Source organism: Flavobacteriales bacterium (assembly GCA_026129465.1).
Lineage (GTDB): Bacteria > Bacteroidota > Bacteroidia > Flavobacteriales_F > PHOS-HE28 > PHOS-HE28.
The window spans coordinates 1,167,330-1,188,161 of sequence record JAHCIA010000001.1; the positions used below are offsets into that span (position 1 = coordinate 1,167,330).

Consider the following 20,832-nt stretch of genomic DNA (forward strand, 5'->3'; position numbering starts at 1 on the left):
CCTCCAACACCCTTCAACCTCGGGACCAATACCTTCGCCTCATGGCCATCATCCTGAACGATGCGGGGCACCACAGCCACCTGCTGCCGTTGACCTTCACACGGCCCGTGGGACATCTGCGGCCCGGCATCCTGCGCATCAGCGAAGGCTGGTACGTGCGCAGCGGTCTGGGCACGGGGTTCCGCACGGAGGGCTACTTGTCCGCGGCCTTCCCCTTGCCGCAGGATGGGATCACCTTCGAAGTGGACGGTGCCCTCTTCCCCACCGACGCCCTCGTGGCCGCCGTGATGGACCTGCGGCCCGGGGAGGTACTGGTGCAGGAAGCACGTGCACTGGCCTTCCGTCTGGAAGGAGGTGCCGCCCCGTCCGCCATGGATTGGCGCATGCCTCCGGCCTTCCTCAAGCCTGTGCCTTTCGCCGGTGAAGTGGTCCGCTTCGAGCGACCCTGGCATCTCTTCCAACATTGCGGCCGCGCCATCACGCACGACTTCGCCCTGCTCACCGAGGGCAGGCGCAGCCAGCACCTGGGCGGCTACAACACCGTGGTCGGCGATCCCGCCTTGGTCTTTCTGGAGGAAGGCGCCGTGGTGGAAGCGAGTGTGCTCAACACCAGCAAGGGCCCGATCTACATCGGCAAGGAGGCCGAAGTGATGGAGGGCTGCCTGATCCGGGGTCCCTTCGCACTGGGCGACCACGCGCAATTGAAGATGGGCGCCAAGGTCTACGGCCCCACCGCCTTCGGGCCGGAAAGCCGGGTGGGCGGCGAGGTGAACAACAGCGTCATCATGGGTTACAGCAACAAGGCCCACGACGGCTTCCTGGGCAACAGTGTGCTGGGCGAATGGTGCAACCTGGGCGCCGACACCAACAACAGCAACCTGAAGAACACCTACGGACCCGTGCAGCTGTTCAGCTACGCGGAGAACGGACAGGTGGATACCGGACTGGTCTTCTGCGGACTGATCATGGGCGACCACGCGAAGACCGGCATCAACACCATGCTCAACACCGGCACGGTGGTGGGCGTATCGGCCAATGTGTATGGCAGCGGCTTCCCGCCGAAGCACGTGCCCGGTTTCGCCTGGGGCGGTGCCGACGGATCCAGCGTGTACGAAGTGGACAAGGCGATCACCACGGCGCGGCGCGTAATGGAGCGGCGTGGTGTGGTGCTCAACCGCATCGACGAAGGCATCCTGCGCCATGTCTTCGCCGTGGAACAGGCCCGCGTGCGCTGACCATCTGGCAGGCCCCGCGACGCGGCACGCCCCTTGACCCACAGGCCGCCAGCGCTGTTGATATTCCCTTCCGGGTCAGCGCCCCCCGCATCGGTAACTTTGTCCTGACACGACCACAGCATCGCGCGCATGAGCGACCTCTTCCAAAACGAGAACCTATTCAGCTCCGAAGTGCTGGAGAATGAGACCGAACTCATCCCCTTGATCACGGCCGAGGACGAGGAGCAGATGAACGCGGAAAGCACTCCGCCCGAGCTGCCCATCCTCCCCCTGCGCAACACCGTGCTCTTCCCCGGCGTGGTCATCCCCATCACCGTGGGGCGGGATCGCAGCATCCGGCTGATACAGGACGTTTACCGCGGTACCAAGACCCTCGGTGTGGTGAGCCAGAAGGACGCCCAGATCGAGGAACCCAACGCCGACGACCTCAACCGCGTGGGCACCATCGCCACCATCATACGCATGCTGCGCATGCCCGATGGCAGCACCACCGCCATCATCCAGGGCAAGAAACGGTTCGAGGTGCTGGAGATGGTGAAGCTCGACCCCTACTTCACCGCACGCGTCAAGGAATTCGGCGAAACACGCCCGGCCAAGGACGATGCCACTTTCGGCGCCCTGGTGAGCAGCCTGAAGGACATGGCGCTGGAGATCATCAAGCAGAGTCCGCACATCCCCACCGAGGCGCAATTCGCCATCAAGAACATCGACTCGCCCTCCTTCCTGGTGAACTTCATCAGCAGCAACATGAACGCGGAGGTGGCCGAAAAGCAGAAGATGCTGGAAGTGGCCGACCTGCGTGAACGCGCCAACCTGCTGCTGGCGCACCTCACCAAGGAACTGCAGTTGCTGCAGATGAAGAACGAGATCCAGGACAAGGTGCGTTTCGAGGTGGACCGGCAGCAGCGCGAGTATTTCCTGCACCAGCAGATGAAGACCATCCAGGACGAACTGGGCGGCAACCCCATCGAGCAGGAGATCGAGGAGATGCGGCGCAAGGCGGCCAAGAAGAAGTGGACGCCCAAGGTGTCCGAGACCTTCGACCGCGAGCTGGGCAAACTCCAGCGCATGAATCCCGCCGGTGCCGAGTTCAGCGTGCAGCACAACTACGTGCAACTGCTGCTGGAACTGCCCTGGGGCGAATACAGCAAGGACGACTTCGACCTGAAGAAGGCGCAGAAGATCCTGGACCGCGACCACTTCGGCCTGGAAAAGGTGAAGGAGCGCATCATCGAACACCTGGCCGTGCTGAAGTTGAAGGGCGACATGAAGTCGCCGATCATCTGCCTCTACGGCCCGCCCGGCGTGGGCAAAACGAGCCTGGGCAAGAGCATGGCCGAGGCGCTGGGCCGCAAGTATGTGCGCATGAGCCTGGGCGGCCTGCACGACGAGGCCGAGATCCGCGGCCACCGCAAGACCTACATCGGCGCCATGCCCGGCCGCCTGATCCAGAGCATGAAGAAGGCCGGCACCAGCAATCCGCTCTTCGTGCTGGACGAGATCGACAAGGTGGGCCGCAGCCACCAGGGCGACCCCGCCAGCGCACTGCTGGAGGTACTCGATCCCGAGCAGAACAACGCCTTCCACGACAATTTCGTGGAGATCGAATACGACCTGAGCCGTGTGATGTTCGTCGCCACGGCCAACAGCCTCAGCAGCATCCATCCTGCCTTGCGGGACCGCATGGAGATCATCGAGGTGAACGGCTACACGCAGGAGGAGAAGGTGGAGATCGCCCTGCGCCACCTGCTCCCCAAGCAATTCACGGAGAACGGACTCAAACCCAAGCAGCTGAAACTCGCCCCGGGACTCCTGGAGGCCATCATCGACCAATACACCGATGAGAGCGGTGTGCGCACCCTGGAGAAACGCATCGCCAAACTCGTGCGCCACCGCGCCAAGCAGATAGCGCTCAAGCAGAAGCACGGCGTCACCATCACCGTGGACGACCTGGTGAAGATCTTCGGCCCCAGCCATGCGCGCGACAAGTACCAGGGCAACGACGTGGCCGGCGTGGTCACCGGCCTCGCCTGGACACCCACCGGCGGCGACATCCTCTTCATCGAGACCAGCATCACCAAGGGCGAGGGCAAACTCACCCTCACCGGCAATCTCGGCGATGTGATGAAGGAGAGCGCCATGATCGCCTTGGAGTATCTCAAGGCCCACAGCGATCTCATCGGCCTGGAGAACGAGGTCTTCAAACGGTGGAACGTGCACGTGCACGTGCCCGAGGGCGCCACACCGAAGGACGGTCCCAGCGCCGGCATCGCCATGCTCACCAGCATCGCCAGCGCCTTCACCCAGCAGAAGGTGCGGAAGTTCCTGGCCATGACCGGCGAGATCACCCTGCGAGGCCGCGTGCTGCCCGTGGGCGGCATCAAGGAGAAGATCCTCGCCGCCAAACGCGCCGGCATCAAGGAGATCGTCCTCAGCGTGGACAACCGCAAGGACATCGAGGACATCGATGCGCGCTACACCAAGGGCATGCGCTTCACTTACGTGGGCGAGATGATCGAGGTGGTGAAGCACGCCCTCCTGAAGGAGAAGGTGGAGAACGCGATGAAGGTGGCGTAAAGTCGGTCCAAGGGTTCCTGCTCAAGGCAATTCCGATCGCGGAGCAACTTCCTGCGGAACGCTGCGTTCGCCCGCCGTGCCTCGCAGGTGGATGTACCGGATCTTCACCGTACTGAGCTTTGCACCTACCGGATGCGTGGCTTGGTTGTACCTGTTCGCCATCGCGGCAACGGTGCGTTTGGGCCATTATCCGGTCCCTTCGCTCAATGACCCCAAGGACTTGGACCTGGACGTGATGCATGCAGGGGTGGGGGGCCTTGCCGGAGCAAGTCTGTACGGAGTGCCTGTCTGGCTGGCCGTCCTGACCGTCGCCATCCGGAAGGGGATACCCTGGAGAAGGAATGCCCTGATATACGCCATCGGTTGGTCATTGCTGCTGTTGCAGCTCATCGTTGATCCGGGGCGCACGTTCGCGTGGTACGCGGACTGAGCGGCTGGCATATGCCGGCCACGGTGCGCACGCACGGATATTGGACCGGCTTGGATACCGGTGCGACAGGTAACACGGACAGCTGGGTGATCGCCGCAAGCGCGCATTTCCCCAAGCACTTTCTTCGCGCCATGCATCCGCGAGATCTCGCCATTGCCGACTTCACCTACACGCTTCCACCAGAGCGCATCGCGCAACACCCGCTGGCCGACCGGGATGCCAGCCGCCTGCTGGTGTACCGCGATGGATCCATCGAGGACCGCCGGTTCGGCGACCTGCCGGATGTGCTGCCGCCCGGTGCCTTGCTGGTGATGAACGATACGCGGGTGGTGAACGCCCGACTGCTCTTCCAGCGGTCCACCGGCGCCCGCATCGAAGTGCTTTGCCTGGAACCAGCCGATGGTGGCACCTTGGAGCAGGCCATGGCACGGCCCTCGGAGGCGCTTTGGAGGTGCATGATCGGCAACGCGAATCGCTGGGAGCCTTCGGAGGTGTTGACCTTGGGAACACCGGATGGCCACCAGTTGCGTGCGGAGCGCTCGGGATCCGATATCGTGCGATTCACGTGGGCGCCTTCAGCATGCGGTTTCGCGGAAATGCTGGAGCGCTTCGGCCATGTGCCCTTGCCACCCTATATGAAGCGGCCCGATGAGAACGCCGACCGAGAGCGGTACAACACGGTCTTCGCCAGGCACTCGGGCTCCGTGGCGGCACCCACGGCCAGCCTGCACTTCAGCCCGGCGCTCCTGGACCGGATCGGAGAAAAAGGCGTCACCAGCGCCACCCTCACGCTGCACGTGGGTGCGGGCACCTTCGCCCCGGTGAAAAGTGCGCGCATGGAAGGTCACCATATGCACAGCGAACAGGTGCGGGTGCCGGCTGCCGCCTTGGCGTCGATCGGTTCGGCGCTTGAGGAGCAGCGCCCCATTGTGGCGGTGGGCACCACCGCACTGCGCTCGTTGGAGAGCCTGTACTGGCATGGCGTGATGATCCTGCAGGGACGCGCCGGGGAAGAGATGGACATAGGTCAGTGGGAACCGTACGGACATGATCCGGCCGGTCTGCCGGCACCGCGCGAAGCACTGGCGGCGGTGGTGGGATCGCTGGGTGGGCATGACCGCGACGAAACGCGTGGCGCCCTTACCGGACAGACCCGATCGCTCATAGCGCCCGGGTACAAGGTGCGTTTCGCCGACGCCCTGATCACCAACTTCCACCAGCCCGACAGCACCTTGCTCCTGCTGGTCGCGGCCTTCATCGGCCCGGCCTGGCGCCAGGTCTACGACCATGCGCTCGCCGGGGAATACCGCTTCCTCAGCTATGGCGACGGGTCGCTGCTCTGGCGCGATCGGCGGCGGGCCATGCAATAGTCCCCACCTATATTCGTTCCCACCACGCATGATCCGTTCCCTGCCCCTGGCCCTGCTCATCGGAATGGCCTGCACCACGCAAGCCCAGCTCGGCGGGGAGGCCGCCTTCCGCATCCTGGACATCCCCAACTCCGCACGTGCCTCCGCCTTGGGCGGCAACTACATCGCGGTGTACGACAACGACGTCAATCTGGGCTTCTTCAATCCCGCGCTGCTCAACCCCGGCATGGGACGCCAACTGGCGCTGAGCTATCTGCCCTACTTCGCCGGCATCAACCTCGGCTATCTGGGCTATGCGCACCATTTCGACAGTCTTGGCGCCACCTTCAGCGGCAGTGTCCAGTACGTGGACTATGGCACCTTCATGCGCACCGACGAGATCGGCAACGAGCTGGGCGAGTTCAAGGCCGGGGAGTACGTGTTCCAGGTCGGCGGCGGCATCCCGGTGGACAGCCTCTTCAGCGTGGGCGCCAATGTGAAGTTCATCAACAGCAACCTGGACACCTGGAACAGCACGGCCTGGGCGGTGGACCTGGGCGGGGTGTTCCACAAAGAGAGCCTGGGCATCACCGTGGCGGCCTTGGTGCGCAACCTCGGCTACCAGACCAGCACCTTCACCGGCACGCGCGAGAAACTGCCGTTCCAGGTGCAGGTGGGCACCACCTACCGCTTCCGCCACGCGCCCTTCCGCCTGGGCATGATGTTCGAACAACTCCAGCGCTGGGACCTGACCTACGACGACCCCAACGCCACCACCAGCATCGACCCCACCACGGGGCAGCCCATCGAGGACAAGGTGACACGCTTCGACAAGGCCGTGCTGCACCTGGTGCCCAGCGCGGAGATACTGCTCAGCGAGAACTTCATGCTGCGCGTGGGCTACAATTTCAGGCGCCGCAAGGAGATGGTGCTGGCGGAGAAACCCTCCGCCGTGGGCCTGACCTTCGGCATGGGCGTGCGCGTGAGCAAGTTCCATATCAGCTACGGCTATTCGCAGCTGCACCTCGCGGGCATCAGCAACACCTTCACGCTGGCCACGCGCTTCGCCGATTTCAAGAAAGGCTGATCGTTCGCCGTGTGCGCGGGGATGCCCTATCCTTGCAGCGGACATGCGGCGCATCAACATCGCCATCGACGGCTACTCCTCCTGCGGGAAGAGCACCCTGGCCAAACAACTGGCGGCGCGGCTGGGCTACACCTACATCGACAGCGGTGCCATGTACCGCGCCGTGGCGCTCTTCGCCATGGAGCAGGGGTTGGTGCGTGGTGGCAAGATCGATGAGGCGGAACTGGTGCGCGCGCTGGATGGCGTGGACATCCGTTTCGAGCATGACCCATCGACCGGCCGAAGCACCACAAGGCTCAATGGCCGCGACGTGGAGCGCGAGATCCGTGGCATGGAGGTGAGCCGACACGTGACCTTGGTGAGTCCCCTGCCCCGTGTGCGTGCGAAATTGGTGGCCATGCAGCAGGCCCTTGGGCGTGACAAGGGCGTGGTGATGGACGGGCGCGATATCGGCACGGTGGTCTTCCCCGATGCCGAAGTGAAACTCTTCATGACCGCCCGCCCCGAGGTGCGCGCCCTGCGCCGCTACCACGAACTGGCCGCGAAAGGCGTGGAGACGGACCTGCATGCCGTGGAGGAGAACATCGCCCGGCGCGATCTGGACGACACCACCCGCGCCGCCGATCCGCTTCGCAAAGCCACGGACGCGGTGGAGTTGGACAACAGCGACATCACGCAGGAAGAGCAGCTGGCAATGGCGCTGGATGTGGTCCACGCCGCGCAGGAACGAAACGGCTGAGCCCTTTGCGCCCTATGAGCGGGGGCGACCATCTTCCGACTAGGAACCCTTGCGCGATACCGGAACCGGGATGAGCACCGGCTTCGGTGGTCTGCCCAGTTCGCGCAAGCGCCGCACGTGCGAGGCCAGCGCCTCGCGCAGCGTGGGCTTCATGTTGTAGCGCAAGCCGTACTCCTGGGCCGTGCGCTCCACGATCGGGGCGATATCCCGGTAGTGCACGTGGCAGATGTGCGGGAACAGGTGGTGCTCGATCTGGTAGTTGAGCCCGCCGATGTACCAATTGAGCAACTTGTTGTTCCGGGCGAAATTGGCCGTGGTGAGCAGCTCGTGCACCACCCAGTCGTGGTGGAACACGCCGTGCTCATCCGGCAGGGGCTGCTCGGCGCCTTCCACCACGTGCGCCAGTTGGAACACGGTGCCGAGGATGAGGCCGCCCACGAAGTGCATGACCAGGAAGCCCAGCAGCACCTGCCACCAGGCCAGGTCCGTGAGCAGGATGGGCAGGCCGATGAAGACCGCCAGATAGACCGCTTTGGCTGCCGCGATCCTCACCATCATGCCCACCGGGCTCTCGCCCATCCGGCGCGTGGTTCCATCGCGGTTGAAGCGGGAGAGCATCACGAAGTCGAAGACCACCTTGGTGATGGAAAGCAGGCCGTAGAAAAAGAAGGCGTGGATGTGCTGGAAGCGATGGATGCGGCGCAGCGGGGCGTGCTCGCTGAAGCGCAGCAACGACGGCGGATCGATGTCCTGGTCCACCGCGTCCACGTTGGTGTGGGTGTGGTGGATCACGTTGTGCTGCACCTTCCAGGTGAAGACATTGCTGCCCAGCAGGAACATGCTGTTGCCCATGAGCCTGTTGATCCAGGCGTGGCTGGAAGCGGAACCATGCACGGCATCATGCATCACGCTCATGCCGATGCCCGCCATGCCCACGCCCATCACCATCCAGAACGGCATGGCCCACCAACCGGTGACCGGCAGGGTGAGCAGCAGCACGAAGGGGGCCAGGTACAGGGTGAGCATGGCGATGGTCTTGTAGACCAGGCGCCCATCGCCCTTGGTGGAAAGTCCGCGCTCCTTGAAGTACGTGTTGACGTTGCGGCGCACGGCCGCAGCGAACTGCTTCTCCCGGTCTTCGTCAGGGAGGTATCGGAGATTCTGCATGTTGCGGGCGCAAAGGACGGCGTTCAGCAGTTGTCAACAATGGTGCCCTGTGGAAGGTTGTTACGAACTATTCCACGGACCCGCGTTGGTGGCCCCGCGCAGCGCCTGACAGGAGCATGCGGGATCGTCAGGCGGGTACCGGGCAGGGAGCGATCAGGGGATCGAACGGGTCTATTCGCGATATTGTCCTTCAAACCTCAAAGCCATGGCGAGGATCTTCCGCAACATGCGCAGCGGTCTGTTGACCGAGGGGCGCTTCACCCGCTACCTGATCTATGCCATCGGCGAGATCCTCCTGGTGGTGATCGGCATCCTCATCGCCCTGGGCATCAACAACGCCAATGAGGTTCGGAAGCTGCGCGCCTTCGAGGTGAAGATGCTGCACGAGGTGCGCAACGGATTGATGCGCGACACCCTGCTCATCCAGGGCCTTCAGACGCGTTTGCATGTGGTGGACACCAGTACGCGCGTATTGCTCGACCATGCCGAAGGCCGGCCAGGCGCTCGCCCCACCATCGACCATGTGAATGGCATGCTCACCGGGGTGCTCCTGCACTTCCACACGGGGCCCTACGAGGCGATCAAGGCCGCCGGCCTCGACCGCATCTCCAACGACGAGCTCCGCACGGCGCTGATGGATGTGTACGATTTCAGCATGCCGCGCGCATTGGACATGGTGCATAAGGAAAGCATCCTCTTTGAGGACCAGCGGAAAGCCCTTGTGGGGGACATGTTGGAGATCGTCTTGGTCGACAACGGACCCACACCGCTCCAGGAGCATTACGAACCGCGCCATGAGGGCCTGATGGATGATCCCCGGCTGGCCACGCTGGCGCGCTACCGCAGGATCGAGGCTTCGCGTGCCTCCTTCCGGCTGAAGCTGGTGGATACCGGCATACAGCGGTTGCTCGAACGTCTGGACAAGGAATTGGGACGTGAAGCCGGCCCGGCCGGGCGGTGAGGCTCACCCCACCCGCTGCGCCAGGACCTTCGCCACCCGTTCCACGATCCCCGTCACCAGCGCATTGCCCATGAGGAAGGCCCTGCGCGCATCGCTGGCGCCTGCGGTGTGCCCATCGGGGAACATGTTGAGACGCTCCAGCTCCACCGGCACCAGGCGCCGCAAGCGCTTGCCGGCACGCACCACATGCTTGAAACGCGATGGCGCCGCGCCCCCTTCGCCGGTGATGATCGTGCGCGCGGGACGGTCCAGCGGATCGGGAAAGGCCATGGCGCCCTCGCTGTAGCGGTAGCTGAATCCATTGGCGCGGTCCACACGGGTCTCCTGCTTCCCACCCTTGTAATAGCGCCAGAGTTTCTCCTGTGCGGCCGGCACGAAGAATTCCTTGGGCACGTCGCGCTCCGCCACGAGCAGATCGCCCAGGGTGGTCCGCGGCCCATCGTACATCGGTTCCACGTCCAGTGTATGCACACGCCGTCCGATGAGCGCCCCGGCGTGGCCGAAAGGACTCTTGGCACCGCGCCTGCCGTGGTTGAATCGTTTGGAGACATCGGCCAGATCGCCTTCGAGTTGGAAGTTCGACATGGCGGTCTTCATCGATGCCGGAAAGGCCGTGGCGAAAAGACCATCGCGCAGCAGATGATCCTCCGCGTCCTTCAGCTTGAAAAGGGCCCTGCCCAGATCGGTACTCTTGTGGAAGCCCAGGATGAACACGCGACGGCGGCGCTGCGGCATCCCATAGTCGGCCGCATTGATCACGCGCCATTCCACGGCATAGCCCAGGTCGGCCAGCGAGGCGAGCATCACGGCGAAGTCCCGGCCACGCTGTGTGGCGGGCGATTTCAGCAGCCGGTCCACATTCTCCAACAGCAACAGGCCCGGGGTATGCGCCTTCAGGATGCGGTGGATCTCCCACCACAGCACACCCTTCTTCCCGGCGATGCCCTCGGCCTGCTTCAGCGTGCGTGCCACGGAGTAGTCCTGGCAGGGAAAACCACCCACCAGCAGATCATGCGCGGGGATCTCCCCGGCCGGCACCGCGGCGATGTCCACCTTGCTGTGGCCCCCGCCACCGAAGCGCGCCGCATAGATCTCCGAGGCCACCTGCTTCCGCTTGCCCGGCTCCCACTGGTTGCTCCACACCACCTGATAACGCGGAGAGGCCGCTTCCAACCCGATGCGGAATCCGCCCACACCGGCAAAAAGTTCAACGACACGGATGGCTGCCATGGACGCGGCGAAACTATCCGCGGCCACCCGAACGATCAAGGCCTTGGCCCGCCTCTTATCCACACCTTGTCGGACCTACCTTCACGGCATGTCCAACATCGACCTGATCATTGAGGAACGCCCCGCCGATGTGGGCAACTTCCTGGTGGGCCGCCTGCTGCCCTTTTATCGCAAGCGCATGGTGGGCCCTTTCGCCTTCATCGACCACATGGGGCCGGTGGACATGCCCAACGGGGAAGACTTTGATGTGCCACCGCACCCGCACATCGGGCTGAGTACATTGACCTATCTCTTCGAGGGCAGCATCATGCACCGCGACAGCTTGGGCACGGCCATCGAGATCAAACCCGGGCAGGTGAATTGGATGACCGCCGGCAGGGGCATCGTACACAGCGAGCGCACTCCGGACCATCTGCGTGGCCGACCCAAACGCATGCACGGCCTGCAGATCTGGGTGGCATTGCCGAAGGACCTGGAGCGGATGGAACCCTCCTTCCACCACAGCGGTGAGGGTGATCTGCCCACCTGGGCGCAGGATGGCGCGCACTTCAAGTTGATCGCCGGGGAGGTATGCGGCAGAATGTCGCCCGTTCCGGTATACAGCCCGTTGTACCTCATCGAGATCAAATGTGATGAAGCCTGTACGCTGGCGATCGGCCAGGAACTCTTCGGGGAGAGCGGCCTTTACATCCTGGAAGGGGGCATCGTCAACGACGGTCAGCGCTTCGGGCCGAAGCAACTGCTGGTATCGAAGAACCCCGAGCTCTGCGCCTTCAGCATGGAAGCGGGAAGCACCGTGTACCTATTCGGCGGCGAGCCCTTTCCGGAGGAACGCGTCATCCACTGGAACTTCGTGGCCACCACACGTGAACTGATCGAGGAGGCCCGCCAGCGCTGGATCGCGCAGGAGTTCCCCAGGATCACGGGCGAGACGGAGTTCGTACCGCTGCCGGAGCGGCGGTGAGCATCGCTCAGGGCATGGTCAACTCGCTGAAGCGGTCCCACAGCACGATCTCCGGTGGCCCGGCCAGCAGTGGCATCGCCGCTTCCTTGAAGGCGCCCAGATGTGGCGTGGCGTCGTGCGGGCCCAGGTAGTAGTCCTTGTCCGCCCAGCGCTCGTGGAAGACGATCCGGTCCGCGTCGTTCTGGTCGCGCAGAATGGTGATGCCGAGGAAGTGCGGCTCGTTGCGCACCTCGGCGAGCATCCCCTTGGCTGCCGCAAGGAAGTCATCGCCCCTGCCCGGCTGGCATTGGAAACGAATGGTGACGATCACGGCCGGGGCGGGTTCCGCAACGGCGACAGGCGGTGGTGGCGCTTCAGGTGCCGGTGCTTCAGGCGTCTGGCACGAGAGCAACAATGCCGGTGTGAAGAGCAACAGCGCTTTGTATCGCTTGTTCATGGTTCCAGGGGTATCTGGAAGGGCAATTTAGCCCGCGGAGGCCTGATACGACCATGCCTGCCCATGACCCGGATCGATCGCTTCACCCCTACACGTTGCGCTCGATGAACTTCACGATCTCCCCGGCGATGTCCTTGCCGGTGGCGCCCTCGATGCCTTCGAGGCCGGGGCTGGCGTTCACCTCGATGACCAGCGGGCCGCGGTCGCTCTGCAGCATGTCCACACCGGCCACGTGCAGGCCCAGCGTTTTCGCGGCCTTGATGGCGGTGACCTCCTCGTCATGCGTCAGTTCGATCAGTTCGGCGGTGCCGCCCCGGTGCAGGTTGCTGCGGAACTCGCCCTCCTTGCCGGTGCGTTTCATGGCGCCCACCACACGGCCGTCCACCACGAAGGCGCGCACGTCCATGCCGCGGCTCTCCTTGATGAACTCCTGCACGATCACGCGCGCCTTCAGGCTGTTGAAGGCCTCGCACACGGCGATGGCCGCCTTGCGCGTGTCGGCCAGCACCACGCCCAGGCCCTGCGTGCCCTGCAGCAGCTTGATGATGCAGGGCGCACCACCCACGCTGTCCACGATGCTGCCCACGTCCTTGCTGTAGTTGGTGAACACCGTCTTGGGGATGCCCACCCCGCTGCGTGTGAGGACCTGCAGACTGCGCAGCTTGTCGCGGCTCCGCACCAGCGCCTGGCTCTCGGTGGTGGTGAAGACCTTCATCATCTCGAACTGGCGCACCACGGCCGTGCCGTAGAAGGTGACGCTGGCACCGATGCGCGGGATCACCGCGTCCACACCGGTGAGCGGCTGCCCGCCATAGATCACCTGCGGGTTCTTCTTCTCGATGAGGATGTCGCACTTGGTGTGGTTCACCACGCGGGCGCTGTGGCCGCGCTGTTCGCAGGCTTCCACGAGGCGGCGGGTGGAGTAGAGCTTGCTGTCCCGCGACAGCACGACGATGTTCATGGGGTGTGGCCACCGGGCGAACGCCGCGGGGCGGGCAAAGCTATGGCGGCGATGCGCCACGCGGCCCACGCGAAGACGGGCGCGGCCACCACATCCACCGTCCAATGCACGTGCTGGAACAGCACCGCCAGCCCCACGACGACCGTGGCCATGGCGAACAGCCAGCGCCAACCCGGGCCTGGTACCGCGAGAAAGAGCAGGTACATGGTGGCCGTGTGGCCGGAGAAGAAGAGATCCCTGCCGAAGGGCACCTGGCCGGGATAGAACAGCGTGCTCACGGGGTCTTGCAAGGGCAGATAGCCCGGTGGCACCTCCAGCGGCCAGGCGGCCATGGTGGCCATGCGCAGCAGCAGGAGCACCACGTAGGCGCGCAACGCCCGGAGCAGTCGCTGCGGGTGGCGCACCAACAGGACCAGTCCGGACACGATGCAGCCATAGAGCACGATGAACAGCGGCACGGAAACGTCCATTGCCGGCAGTCGCGGCAGCAGCGGCTCGGGTGGGATGATGCCGGGTCGCGCACCCAACCAGGCGAAGAAGCGTGGCAGGAGGAATACGATCGGCAGCGCGGCCGACACGGTGATCGCCAGATCGCGCCAAGGGCTTCTCAACGCGGCCATCGGATGCTCCATAACCCACGGAAGTCCCCCGCTGCGTACCCAATGGCAGCATCGCCGGGATGACGTGCCAGTATGGTGGCATGGGCGGCGCTGTCCAGCGTTTCGCCCGGAACGCCGTGGCACACCAGGCACAGCGGCATGCCGATGAGGATGGGCCGGTAGAAGGCTATGCTGTCCCGCAACTCGAACACCTGGTCCGTGAGTTCGGTGGGCGGTATGCCGGATGCGATCCGGTCCAGCACCTCGCGCAGGCGTTCACCTTCATGCGGGTCCGGTGCGTTGTGCGCCGCGCGCTGGCGGTCGCTCACGCGCTTCACGCGCACGCCTCGTGCATCGGCCACGGAATCGGTGATGATCGGTGCGGCCACCATACAGAATGACGCGGCATGTGCCGCACCACCCTCGTCCATGGCCTGGGTCAATCGCTTCACCAACGCCTGTGCCGTGGCCGTCGCGATCCCGCCACCCTTCCGCAAGGCGGCCGCTTCGTCCCAGGGGGCCGGTCGCTCCGCGCAGGCTATGGCGCAGGCCAGCGATATCAGCACGGCGATCTTGCGCAGCATGCGGACAAGGTAAGTGGCCTGTAGCTTCGCGCCCATGCTGGCCGGCCTGCGCTCCTGGATGGCGGATCGCCCCCTGGCCGCCCTCACGTTCATAGCCCTGTTGCCACGTCTGGTGGCGGCCTTCTTCAGCGGTGGCTACTTCGCGCACGACGACCATTTCCTGGTGATCGAGGCCGCCTCGAGCTGGGCGCACGGATTCGATTACAACCACTGGCTGCCCTGGAACCAGGGTGATGATCCGCGGCCCAGCGGCCACAGCTTCTTCTATGTGGGGCTGCACTACCTCCTGTTCGTCGCCATGAAGACCATCGGGCTGGCCGACCCCAAGGCGCAGATGGTGGTGGTGCGCCTGCTGCACGCCCTGTGGAGCCTGGTCATCGTCCGCACCGGCTACCGCATCGCGCTGCGGATGTCGGATAGTGGCATCGCCTGGCGCACCGGACTGTTCCTGGCCCTGCTCGGCTTCATGCCCTTCCTGGCCGTGCGCAACCTGGTGGAAACGGCCTGCATCCCCTTCCTCATGCTGGGTGTAATGCGCTTGCTGCGCGCAGGTGGCGCTCCCACCTGGCAGGATGCGCTGATCGCGGGCCTGTGGATCGGCATGGCCATGAACACACGCTTCCAGACGATCTTCTTCGCGGCTGGCATCGGGCTGGCTATGCTGCTCCTGCGCCAATGGCGGGGCACCATATACTATGCCGGGGGCATGCTCATCGCCCTGCTGCTGGTCCAAGGGGGCATCGACCTCTTCCTCTGGGGGCGGCCCTTCGCGGAGCTGACCGAGTACATCGGCTACAACCTGCTCCACACCACCACCTATTTCGACCAGCCCTGGTACAACTACCTGCTGCTGCTCGCCGCCGTATTCATTCCGCCCTTCAGCATCGCGGTCTTCTTCGGCTTCTTCAGGCGTGCTGGGCCGCTCGTCGCCTGGCTGCCCGTGCTGGTCTTCCTCGCCGCGCATTCGTACTTCCCCAACAAACAGGAGCGTTTCATCCTGCCGATCGTGCCGCTCTTCTTCATCATCGGCCACGTGTCTTGGGAACAGTGGCGAACGGCGAGCCCCTGGTGGACGGATCGTGCCGGTCTTTGGCGCGGCGTCATGCGCTTCACCTGGGCGGTGAACATCCTGTTGCTGGCAGTGCTGAGTGTGAGCTACAGCAAACGCGGACGCGTGGAAGCGTTGTACCTCCTGCGCGGGCAAGCGGATGTCCACGGACTGGTGGTCGAGGACACCCACGAGGGCGAACCGCCCATGCCGCCACTGCACTACTGGGGCCAGTGGGACGCCACCATCGTGCCCTGGGCCGACCGTGACGCCGACCTCGCGGAGGAACTCGCACGTTATGAGGAACACAGGCGCCCCAACGTGGTGCTCTTCATCGGCGAGGAGGACCTGGAGGCCCGCATGCGCCACGTAGCGGAACATGCCGGAGCCTTGGTCGTGATCGGCCGCGCCGAGCCGGGCCTGCTGGACCGTGTGGTACACTGGCTGAATCCCATCAATCGCAACGAGGCGATCGTAGTGGCGCGCATCGGCGCCTGATCGCCCCCCACAACCACCATTACCCCTTTCCCATGATCGAACTCGCGCAACTTGACTTCGCGGTGCTGCTCACCCTGGGCGGGCTTATCGCACTGGTCACCCTCACGGCCCTGGAGATCGTGCTGGGCATCGACAACATCATCTTCATCTCAATCGTCAGCAACACCCTGAAGGAGCCGCATCAGCAGCGGATGGCCCGGCAACTGGGGCTGGGGTTGGCGATGATCACACGGGTGCTGCTCCTGCTCTCGCTGAGTTGGATCATGGGGCTGGACAAGCCCTTCGTTACGGTACTGGACAACGCGTTCAGCGGCCGCGACCTGGTACTGCTGGCGGGCGGGCTCTTCCTCCTCTACAAGGCCACGGTGGAGATCCGCGCCAACGTCGAGGGGCACCACGACGATCCCGAACGGCCGGTGAAACGACGCAAGCTCTTCGGGGTGATCGTGCAGATCCTGCTCATCGACCTGGTGTTCTCGCTGGATTCGGTCATCACCGCCGTGGGCATGAGCAACGAGTTGGTGATCATGGTGCTGGCCGTGATGATCGCCGTGGGCGTGATGATGCTCTCGGCCGGCCGCATCAGCACCTTCGTATCGGAGCGCCCTACGGTGAAGGTGCTGGCCCTGGCCTTCCTGGTGATGATCGGTGTGGCGCTGCTGATCGAAGGGATGGGCGGCCACATCAACAAGGGCTATATCTATTTCGCCATGGGCTTCTCCGTGGGCGTGGAGATGCTGAACCTTCGGATGATGCGCAAACGCTTGTTGCGCGTGGCCGAACCACCGGATGCGCCCTCCTCAGGGCAGTGAGCCCGGCAGTACCGCCGTGGGTACCGTGCCACCCACGTTCTGCAGGACCAGGTCGCGGTCATTGGCCCCGCCGGTGTACTTCACCTGCCCGTCGAGGTTCACATCCTCGCGGTAATAACCGCTGGCCGTGGCCGAAGGCACCGTGCCACCGATGCGTGTGAGAATGGGATCGCGGTCGTTGCCACCGCCGGTGTACTTCACCCCGTTGTCGAAGTTGGTGTCGCCACTCCACAGTGTTCGGCGCGTGCCCACCACCTTCTGTGCACCTGCGCCGCCGTACAGCGCCACCGCTCCTGTGCGCAGATCGATCGGTGCGGCCACGGCCGAGAGCGCCACCGGTGCGGCGGTCATCACACCCAGGTGGTTGCGGTGGCGCAGCGCCACGTGGTAATTGCCTGCTGCCAATGGCAGGCTCACCGCGGAGGTGCCGTCCAGGTCCACCACGTCGCCATCGCGCTGGATGAGCGCCGCGCGTGAGGCGAGCACCGTGCCCGGTTGCGCGGCACTGCGCACTTCCACCACCACCCAGTCCACGATGGCGTTCGCGCCCATCACATTGAGCACCGCAGCCGCCACGCTCTCTCCTCCCCCGCCCACATGCATGTAGCCGATGCCGGCGTATGGTTCATTCAATGGCACCAGACCCTGCGTGCGCAGATCATCACGCATCAGGTCCGGTCCTGATTCGTAAGGCCCATCGAGAAAGGCGCGCAGATGGACCTTCACCTCGGGAGACACGGCATACTGGTCGTAGCCATCGAGGACAAGGACGCTGTTGGAGGGATCGAGCCAATCCCATTTGCGCTGACCGGGCGAAGGGCCATCCCAGCCCAACTCGAACTTGGCGCAACCGGTATGCACGGTGGCGGCGTTGGTGCAGTCCTGCGCGCCTTCGGTCATGTGGCCCACGATGCGCCGGTGCTGGTCCAGCATGGTGGCCCCGCTGGAAACGGCTTCCACGATGCCCAGGTCCCAGTAGTTGCGCCACATCGGCGTGCCCCAGGCATCCACATACTCCGTTACCGGCCCGTAGTTGAAGGTGATCTTCTTCACGTCGTAGAGCGGGTGGTGGATCACCGTGCCGGATTGCGGGGTGGCGCCTGTGCGATCCCAGCCCGCGTAATAGGGCATGAAGGCCGGCGGCGGCTGGTCGAACAACTCCACGATCACGAAATCCGCGGCACCATTGTCGGAGCGCTTGACACCACCCACCAGCGTGTGGTCCGTCGAGCCGGCATTGCCGATGCAGGCGGGCGCTTCATAATTGAAGTAGAAGACCCACTGGTGGAAGTTGATGGTGCTGCAATGCTGCGCGAGGTAGACCAGGGGCCTGCCGGGCACGGCGGTATTGTTGATCAGGGTCCCGGTGCAGCCGCCCATGTCCGGCCGGAAGAACATCACCACGGCGCGCTTCTCCATTTGCCAGGATGCGGCCTCGGGGCAGGCCATGTTGATGTGGCACGGTGAACTCTGGAAGCCCGGGTTGAAGTCGCGGTCGGTGCCACCGCGGCGGAAGAGGTCCACGGTCCCATGGCCGATGCCGTTCACGCGCAGCGCACCCGGATGCGCGCCGGGTGGGACGTGGTACTCCAGCACCACCTGGTCGCCGGGGATCAATTCCGTGGCCATGGTGCCATCAGGCCCGCGGTTGGCCTGATTGAAGCCGCCGATGAAGCGGGTGCGATCGGCATCGTAGAGGTAGACCATGGCGCCCGGGGGCAGGTCCCAGCGGTCGAAGCGCACGTTCATCATGGTGGCACCGGGGCTGGCGAGTAGCAGGCGGATCGATGCACCGCCATCAGGCATCAGGTTCCACTGGCCCTGCACAGGAACATCCACCGTGAGGAAGCGCGGCTCGCCCAGTTTGAAACCCGCTTCGGGCAGTTCGCCCATGGGCTCCACGGCACCCGAAAGGAAGACCGGAAGGCCGGTTTCCACCGGCACGCCAAGCTGCCAGCCGTAGGGCTGACCGCCGCGCGACAGCTGCGCCTGGGCTGCGCCCACAAGCAGGGAAAGGAAGGCCACAGGAATTAGACATCGCTTCATGGCATGGTCGAAGATGGCATGAAGGTAAAGCCGCCTCGAGGCGGTCCCATCCACATGAACGCGACTTCTTCACCGGCCGATGATGACGAACTCCGTGCGGCGGTTGCGGGCCCTGCCCTCGGGCGTGTCGTTGGTGGCCACCGGCTTGGTGGGACCGAGGCCCTTGAAGCTGAGGCGCGACCCCGCGATGCCTTTCCCCTGGAGGTACTCCATCACGGTGAAGGCGCGGTCGTGGCTCAGGGCCATGTTGTCCTCCAAGCGGCCCACACTGTCGGTGTGGCCCTCGATACGGATCTTCACCGTGGCGTTCTCCCGCAGGAATCCGATCAACTCGTCCAGGATGAATTCGCTGCTCCTGGTGATCGCCGCCGAGCCCGTGGCGAAGCGGATGTCATTCACCCGGTAGCTGCGGCCCACGGCGATCTTCTGCACGGTCATGTCCACCGTGGCGCTCCCTGCGCGCGTGGTGTCCTCGGCACTGAAGCTGCGCGAATCGAAGACATGGCCCTCCTTCTTCACGGTCATGATCACGTCGCTGCCGGGTTTGAGGCGCACAACGGTGGCGTAGCGGCCGTCGGCACTGTCCACCTTCAGCGTTTCGGTGAGGCGCGTGTCCATGTACTTGATCTCCACCGTGGCGTTGCGCACCACTTCGCCCTGCTCGTCGCGCACCTCGCCCTTCACCACCAGGATGTCCTCCGGGCGGGCTTCCTTGGGCAGTGGCGCGGTGAAGATGTCCAGTCCGCCCATGCCCTTCAGCCGGTTGCTGGCGAAGTAGGCGGTGCGGCCGTCGGCGCTCACGATCAGGCCGTGCTCATCTTCCGCGGTGTTGAAGGGGTGGCCCAGGTTCTTCGGCTTGCCCCAGGTGCCATCATCGTTCATGCGGCTGAAAAAGATGTCATAGCCGCCCGCACCGCGAAGGCCGCGTGTGAGGTCGGGCTGTCCGCGCTCGTCCACGGGCGGCCGGGCCGCGAAGTAGAGCGTGCGGCTGTCGCTGTGCAGGAAAGGCGCCTTCTCGTCGCCATCGGTGTTGATGCCCGGTACCGGAACGGCCTTGGACCATTGGCCCTGCTTGTCGCGCGTGCTTTGGTAGATGTCCAGCCCCCGGCTGCCCGGCCGGTTGGTGGCGAAGAACATGGTGCGGCCGTCGGGTGTGATGGTGGGCTGGCTCTCCCAAGTGTCCGGGCCGTTGATGCCATCGCCCAGCGGATCGAGGCCGGTCCATTCCCACACGGAGAGGCCACGGTCGAAGTCCACGTGGTTGTCGTAGTGGCTGCGGTGGATGTCGCAATTGCGGTAGCCTCGCGCATCGGGTGGGCCGCACACGGTGACGAACATCTCCTTGTTGTTCACGCTGATGGAGACACCGCCATAGCTGTCGCCCAGGTTGAAGGGTTCCGGCAACGCGCGGCCGGCATCGAATTCCACCTGGCTGCCCTTGCGCCGCGCCTCGGTGAGCTCCTCCACTTCACGCGAGAGGATGTCGCCCTTCGCGCGCACCTTGCTCAGCCGGGTGAAGAAGAGCAGGTCGTTGTCGGGTGAGAGCATCGGCAGGTATTCGTCCGCCGGGGTGCTCACATGGGGCAGCGGTTTGGGGTCGAAGGGGACATCACTCGCGTAGAAGTCGATGAAAAAACGCAGTTCGGGCATCAGTTCCTCCACGTCCTTCACGCGCTTGTCGTGGTCGCGCGCCAGCTTCGCCTTGTCATGCGCCGGAAAGTCGAGGAAGGCCTTGAACGCTTTGGCGGCCGGGCCGAAGGCACCGTTGGCGTATCGCATCAGGCCCAGGTGGTAGGGCACATCGCTGTGGTGCTCAGGACACTCCTTCAGCACACGCTCCAGGTAGCCGATGGCCGGTTCGTAACCACGGCCGCCGTCGCGTGCGATGCGGTAGGCGCTCATGCCCGTGCGGAACAGCACCTCGGCACGATCGGGATCGGCCTCCAGCGCGGCTTTCAATTTCTGGTGTCGCGTGCCCGCATCCTTGGCCTTGGCCGCTTCGTCCAGCAGCTTCAGCACCTTTTTGTCGGTGGGCGGGTCACAGGGGCCGGGGTCGTCCTGGGCATGGGCGAAGCTGATACAGCACACCACCATCGGCACCATGATCCA

General features: G+C 64.5%; 18 protein-coding genes. 10 read left to right on the forward strand and 8 right to left on the reverse strand.

All coding sequences use genetic code 11. The features are described 5' to 3' along the window. Window positions 1–41: 41 nt before the first annotated feature. The 6 genes from KIT10_05005 (at window position 42) to cmk (ending at window position 7,417) form a co-directional block, all read left to right on the forward strand. Window positions 42–1,235: a glucose-1-phosphate thymidylyltransferase gene (locus KIT10_05005; protein ID MCW5898608.1), complete on the forward strand. Its 1,194-nt coding sequence runs from the start codon at window positions 42–44 to the stop codon at window positions 1,233–1,235. Between the two features lie 129 nt (window positions 1,236–1,364). Further along, entirely contained in the window at window positions 1,365–3,812 is a 2,448-nt protein-coding gene (lon, locus tag KIT10_05010; protein MCW5898609.1) for an endopeptidase La, read from the forward strand. A 136-nt stretch (window positions 3,813–3,948) separates the two neighbouring features. After that, entirely contained in the window at window positions 3,949–4,242 is a 294-nt protein-coding gene (locus tag KIT10_05015; protein ID MCW5898610.1) for a hypothetical protein, read from the forward strand. Continuing rightward, window positions 4,227–5,612 carry an S-adenosylmethionine:tRNA ribosyltransferase-isomerase gene (locus KIT10_05020; GenBank protein MCW5898611.1) on the forward strand — a complete coding sequence of 462 codons (1,386 nt, stop codon included), beginning with the start codon at window positions 4,227–4,229 and terminating at the stop codon, window positions 5,610–5,612. The genes KIT10_05015 and KIT10_05020 overlap by 16 nt, the downstream gene beginning before the upstream one ends. 28 nt (window positions 5,613–5,640) lie before the next feature. Then, window positions 5,641–6,678 (forward strand): type IX secretion system protein PorQ, encoded by a 1,038-nt coding sequence (gene porQ, locus KIT10_05025; protein ID MCW5898612.1) that lies wholly within the window; start codon window positions 5,641–5,643, stop codon window positions 6,676–6,678. A gap of 43 nt (window positions 6,679–6,721) precedes the next feature. Beyond that, window positions 6,722–7,417 (forward strand): (d)CMP kinase, encoded by a 696-nt coding sequence (gene cmk, locus KIT10_05030; GenBank protein MCW5898613.1) that lies wholly within the window; start codon window positions 6,722–6,724, stop codon window positions 7,415–7,417. Between the two features lie 39 nt (window positions 7,418–7,456). Here the strand turns inward: cmk and KIT10_05035 are convergent, their stop codons facing one another. Next, entirely contained in the window at window positions 7,457–8,584 is a 1,128-nt protein-coding gene (locus tag KIT10_05035; GenBank protein MCW5898614.1) for an acyl-CoA desaturase, read from the reverse strand. A 205-nt stretch (window positions 8,585–8,789) separates the two neighbouring features. Between KIT10_05035 and KIT10_05040 the strand changes: the two genes are divergently transcribed. Next, window positions 8,790–9,545: a hypothetical protein gene (locus KIT10_05040; GenBank protein MCW5898615.1), complete on the forward strand. Its 756-nt coding sequence runs from the start codon at window positions 8,790–8,792 to the stop codon at window positions 9,543–9,545. Window positions 9,546–9,548: 3 nt separating this feature from the next. On the opposite strand, the gene dcm is transcribed toward KIT10_05040, so the two are convergent. Further along, window positions 9,549–10,775, reverse strand: a complete 1,227-nt coding sequence (gene dcm / locus KIT10_05045; protein MCW5898616.1) for a DNA (cytosine-5-)-methyltransferase — start codon at window positions 10,773–10,775, stop codon at window positions 9,549–9,551. Between the two features lie 88 nt (window positions 10,776–10,863). Here dcm and KIT10_05050 point away from each other — a divergent pair, with 88 nt between their 5' ends. Next, entirely contained in the window at window positions 10,864–11,739 is an 876-nt protein-coding gene (locus KIT10_05050) for a pirin family protein (GenBank protein ID MCW5898617.1), read from the forward strand. 7 nt (window positions 11,740–11,746) lie between these two features. On the opposite strand, the gene KIT10_05055 is transcribed toward KIT10_05050, so the two are convergent. The 4 genes from KIT10_05055 to KIT10_05070 form a co-directional block, all read right to left on the reverse strand. After that, a complete protein-coding gene (locus KIT10_05055) occupies window positions 11,747–12,175 on the reverse strand; it encodes an antibiotic biosynthesis monooxygenase (GenBank protein ID MCW5898618.1) in 429 nt (142 codons plus the stop codon). Between the two features lie 88 nt (window positions 12,176–12,263). Further along, the gene (gene rimK, locus KIT10_05060; protein MCW5898619.1) at window positions 12,264–13,136 is read right to left on the reverse strand and encodes a 30S ribosomal protein S6--L-glutamate ligase; all 873 of its coding nucleotides are present in this window, start codon (window positions 13,134–13,136) and stop codon (window positions 12,264–12,266) included. After that, entirely contained in the window at window positions 13,133–13,747 is a 615-nt protein-coding gene (locus KIT10_05065; GenBank protein ID MCW5898620.1) for a hypothetical protein, read from the reverse strand. Before KIT10_05065 ends, rimK begins: the two co-directional genes overlap by 4 nt. Continuing rightward, window positions 13,744–14,319, reverse strand: coding sequence for a DUF3365 domain-containing protein (locus KIT10_05070; GenBank protein MCW5898621.1), 576 nt, complete (start codon window positions 14,317–14,319; stop codon window positions 13,744–13,746). Before KIT10_05070 ends, KIT10_05065 begins: the two co-directional genes overlap by 4 nt. Window positions 14,320–14,353: 34 nt before the next feature. On the opposite strand from KIT10_05070, the gene KIT10_05075 reads away from it, so the two are divergent. Together KIT10_05075 and KIT10_05080 are read left to right on the forward strand one after the other, a co-directional pair. Beyond that, complete coding sequence (locus KIT10_05075) at window positions 14,354–15,865, forward strand: glycosyltransferase family 39 protein (protein MCW5898622.1); 1,512 nt, start codon at window positions 14,354–14,356, stop codon at window positions 15,863–15,865. A gap of 32 nt (window positions 15,866–15,897) precedes the next feature. Continuing rightward, on the forward strand, window positions 15,898–16,677 hold the full coding sequence (locus tag KIT10_05080) for a TerC family protein (protein ID MCW5898623.1): 780 nt from the start codon (window positions 15,898–15,900) through the stop codon (window positions 16,675–16,677). Here KIT10_05080 and KIT10_05085 read toward each other — a convergent pair. Both KIT10_05085 and KIT10_05090 read right to left on the reverse strand, forming a co-directional pair. Beyond that, window positions 16,666–18,723: a hypothetical protein gene (locus KIT10_05085; protein MCW5898624.1), complete on the reverse strand. Its 2,058-nt coding sequence runs from the start codon at window positions 18,721–18,723 to the stop codon at window positions 16,666–16,668. The genes KIT10_05080 and KIT10_05085 overlap by 12 nt on opposite strands. Window positions 18,724–18,792: 69 nt before the next feature. Further along, complete coding sequence (locus KIT10_05090; protein MCW5898625.1) at window positions 18,793–20,826, reverse strand: PD40 domain-containing protein; 2,034 nt, start codon at window positions 20,824–20,826, stop codon at window positions 18,793–18,795. Window positions 20,827–20,832: the final 6 nt, after the last annotated feature.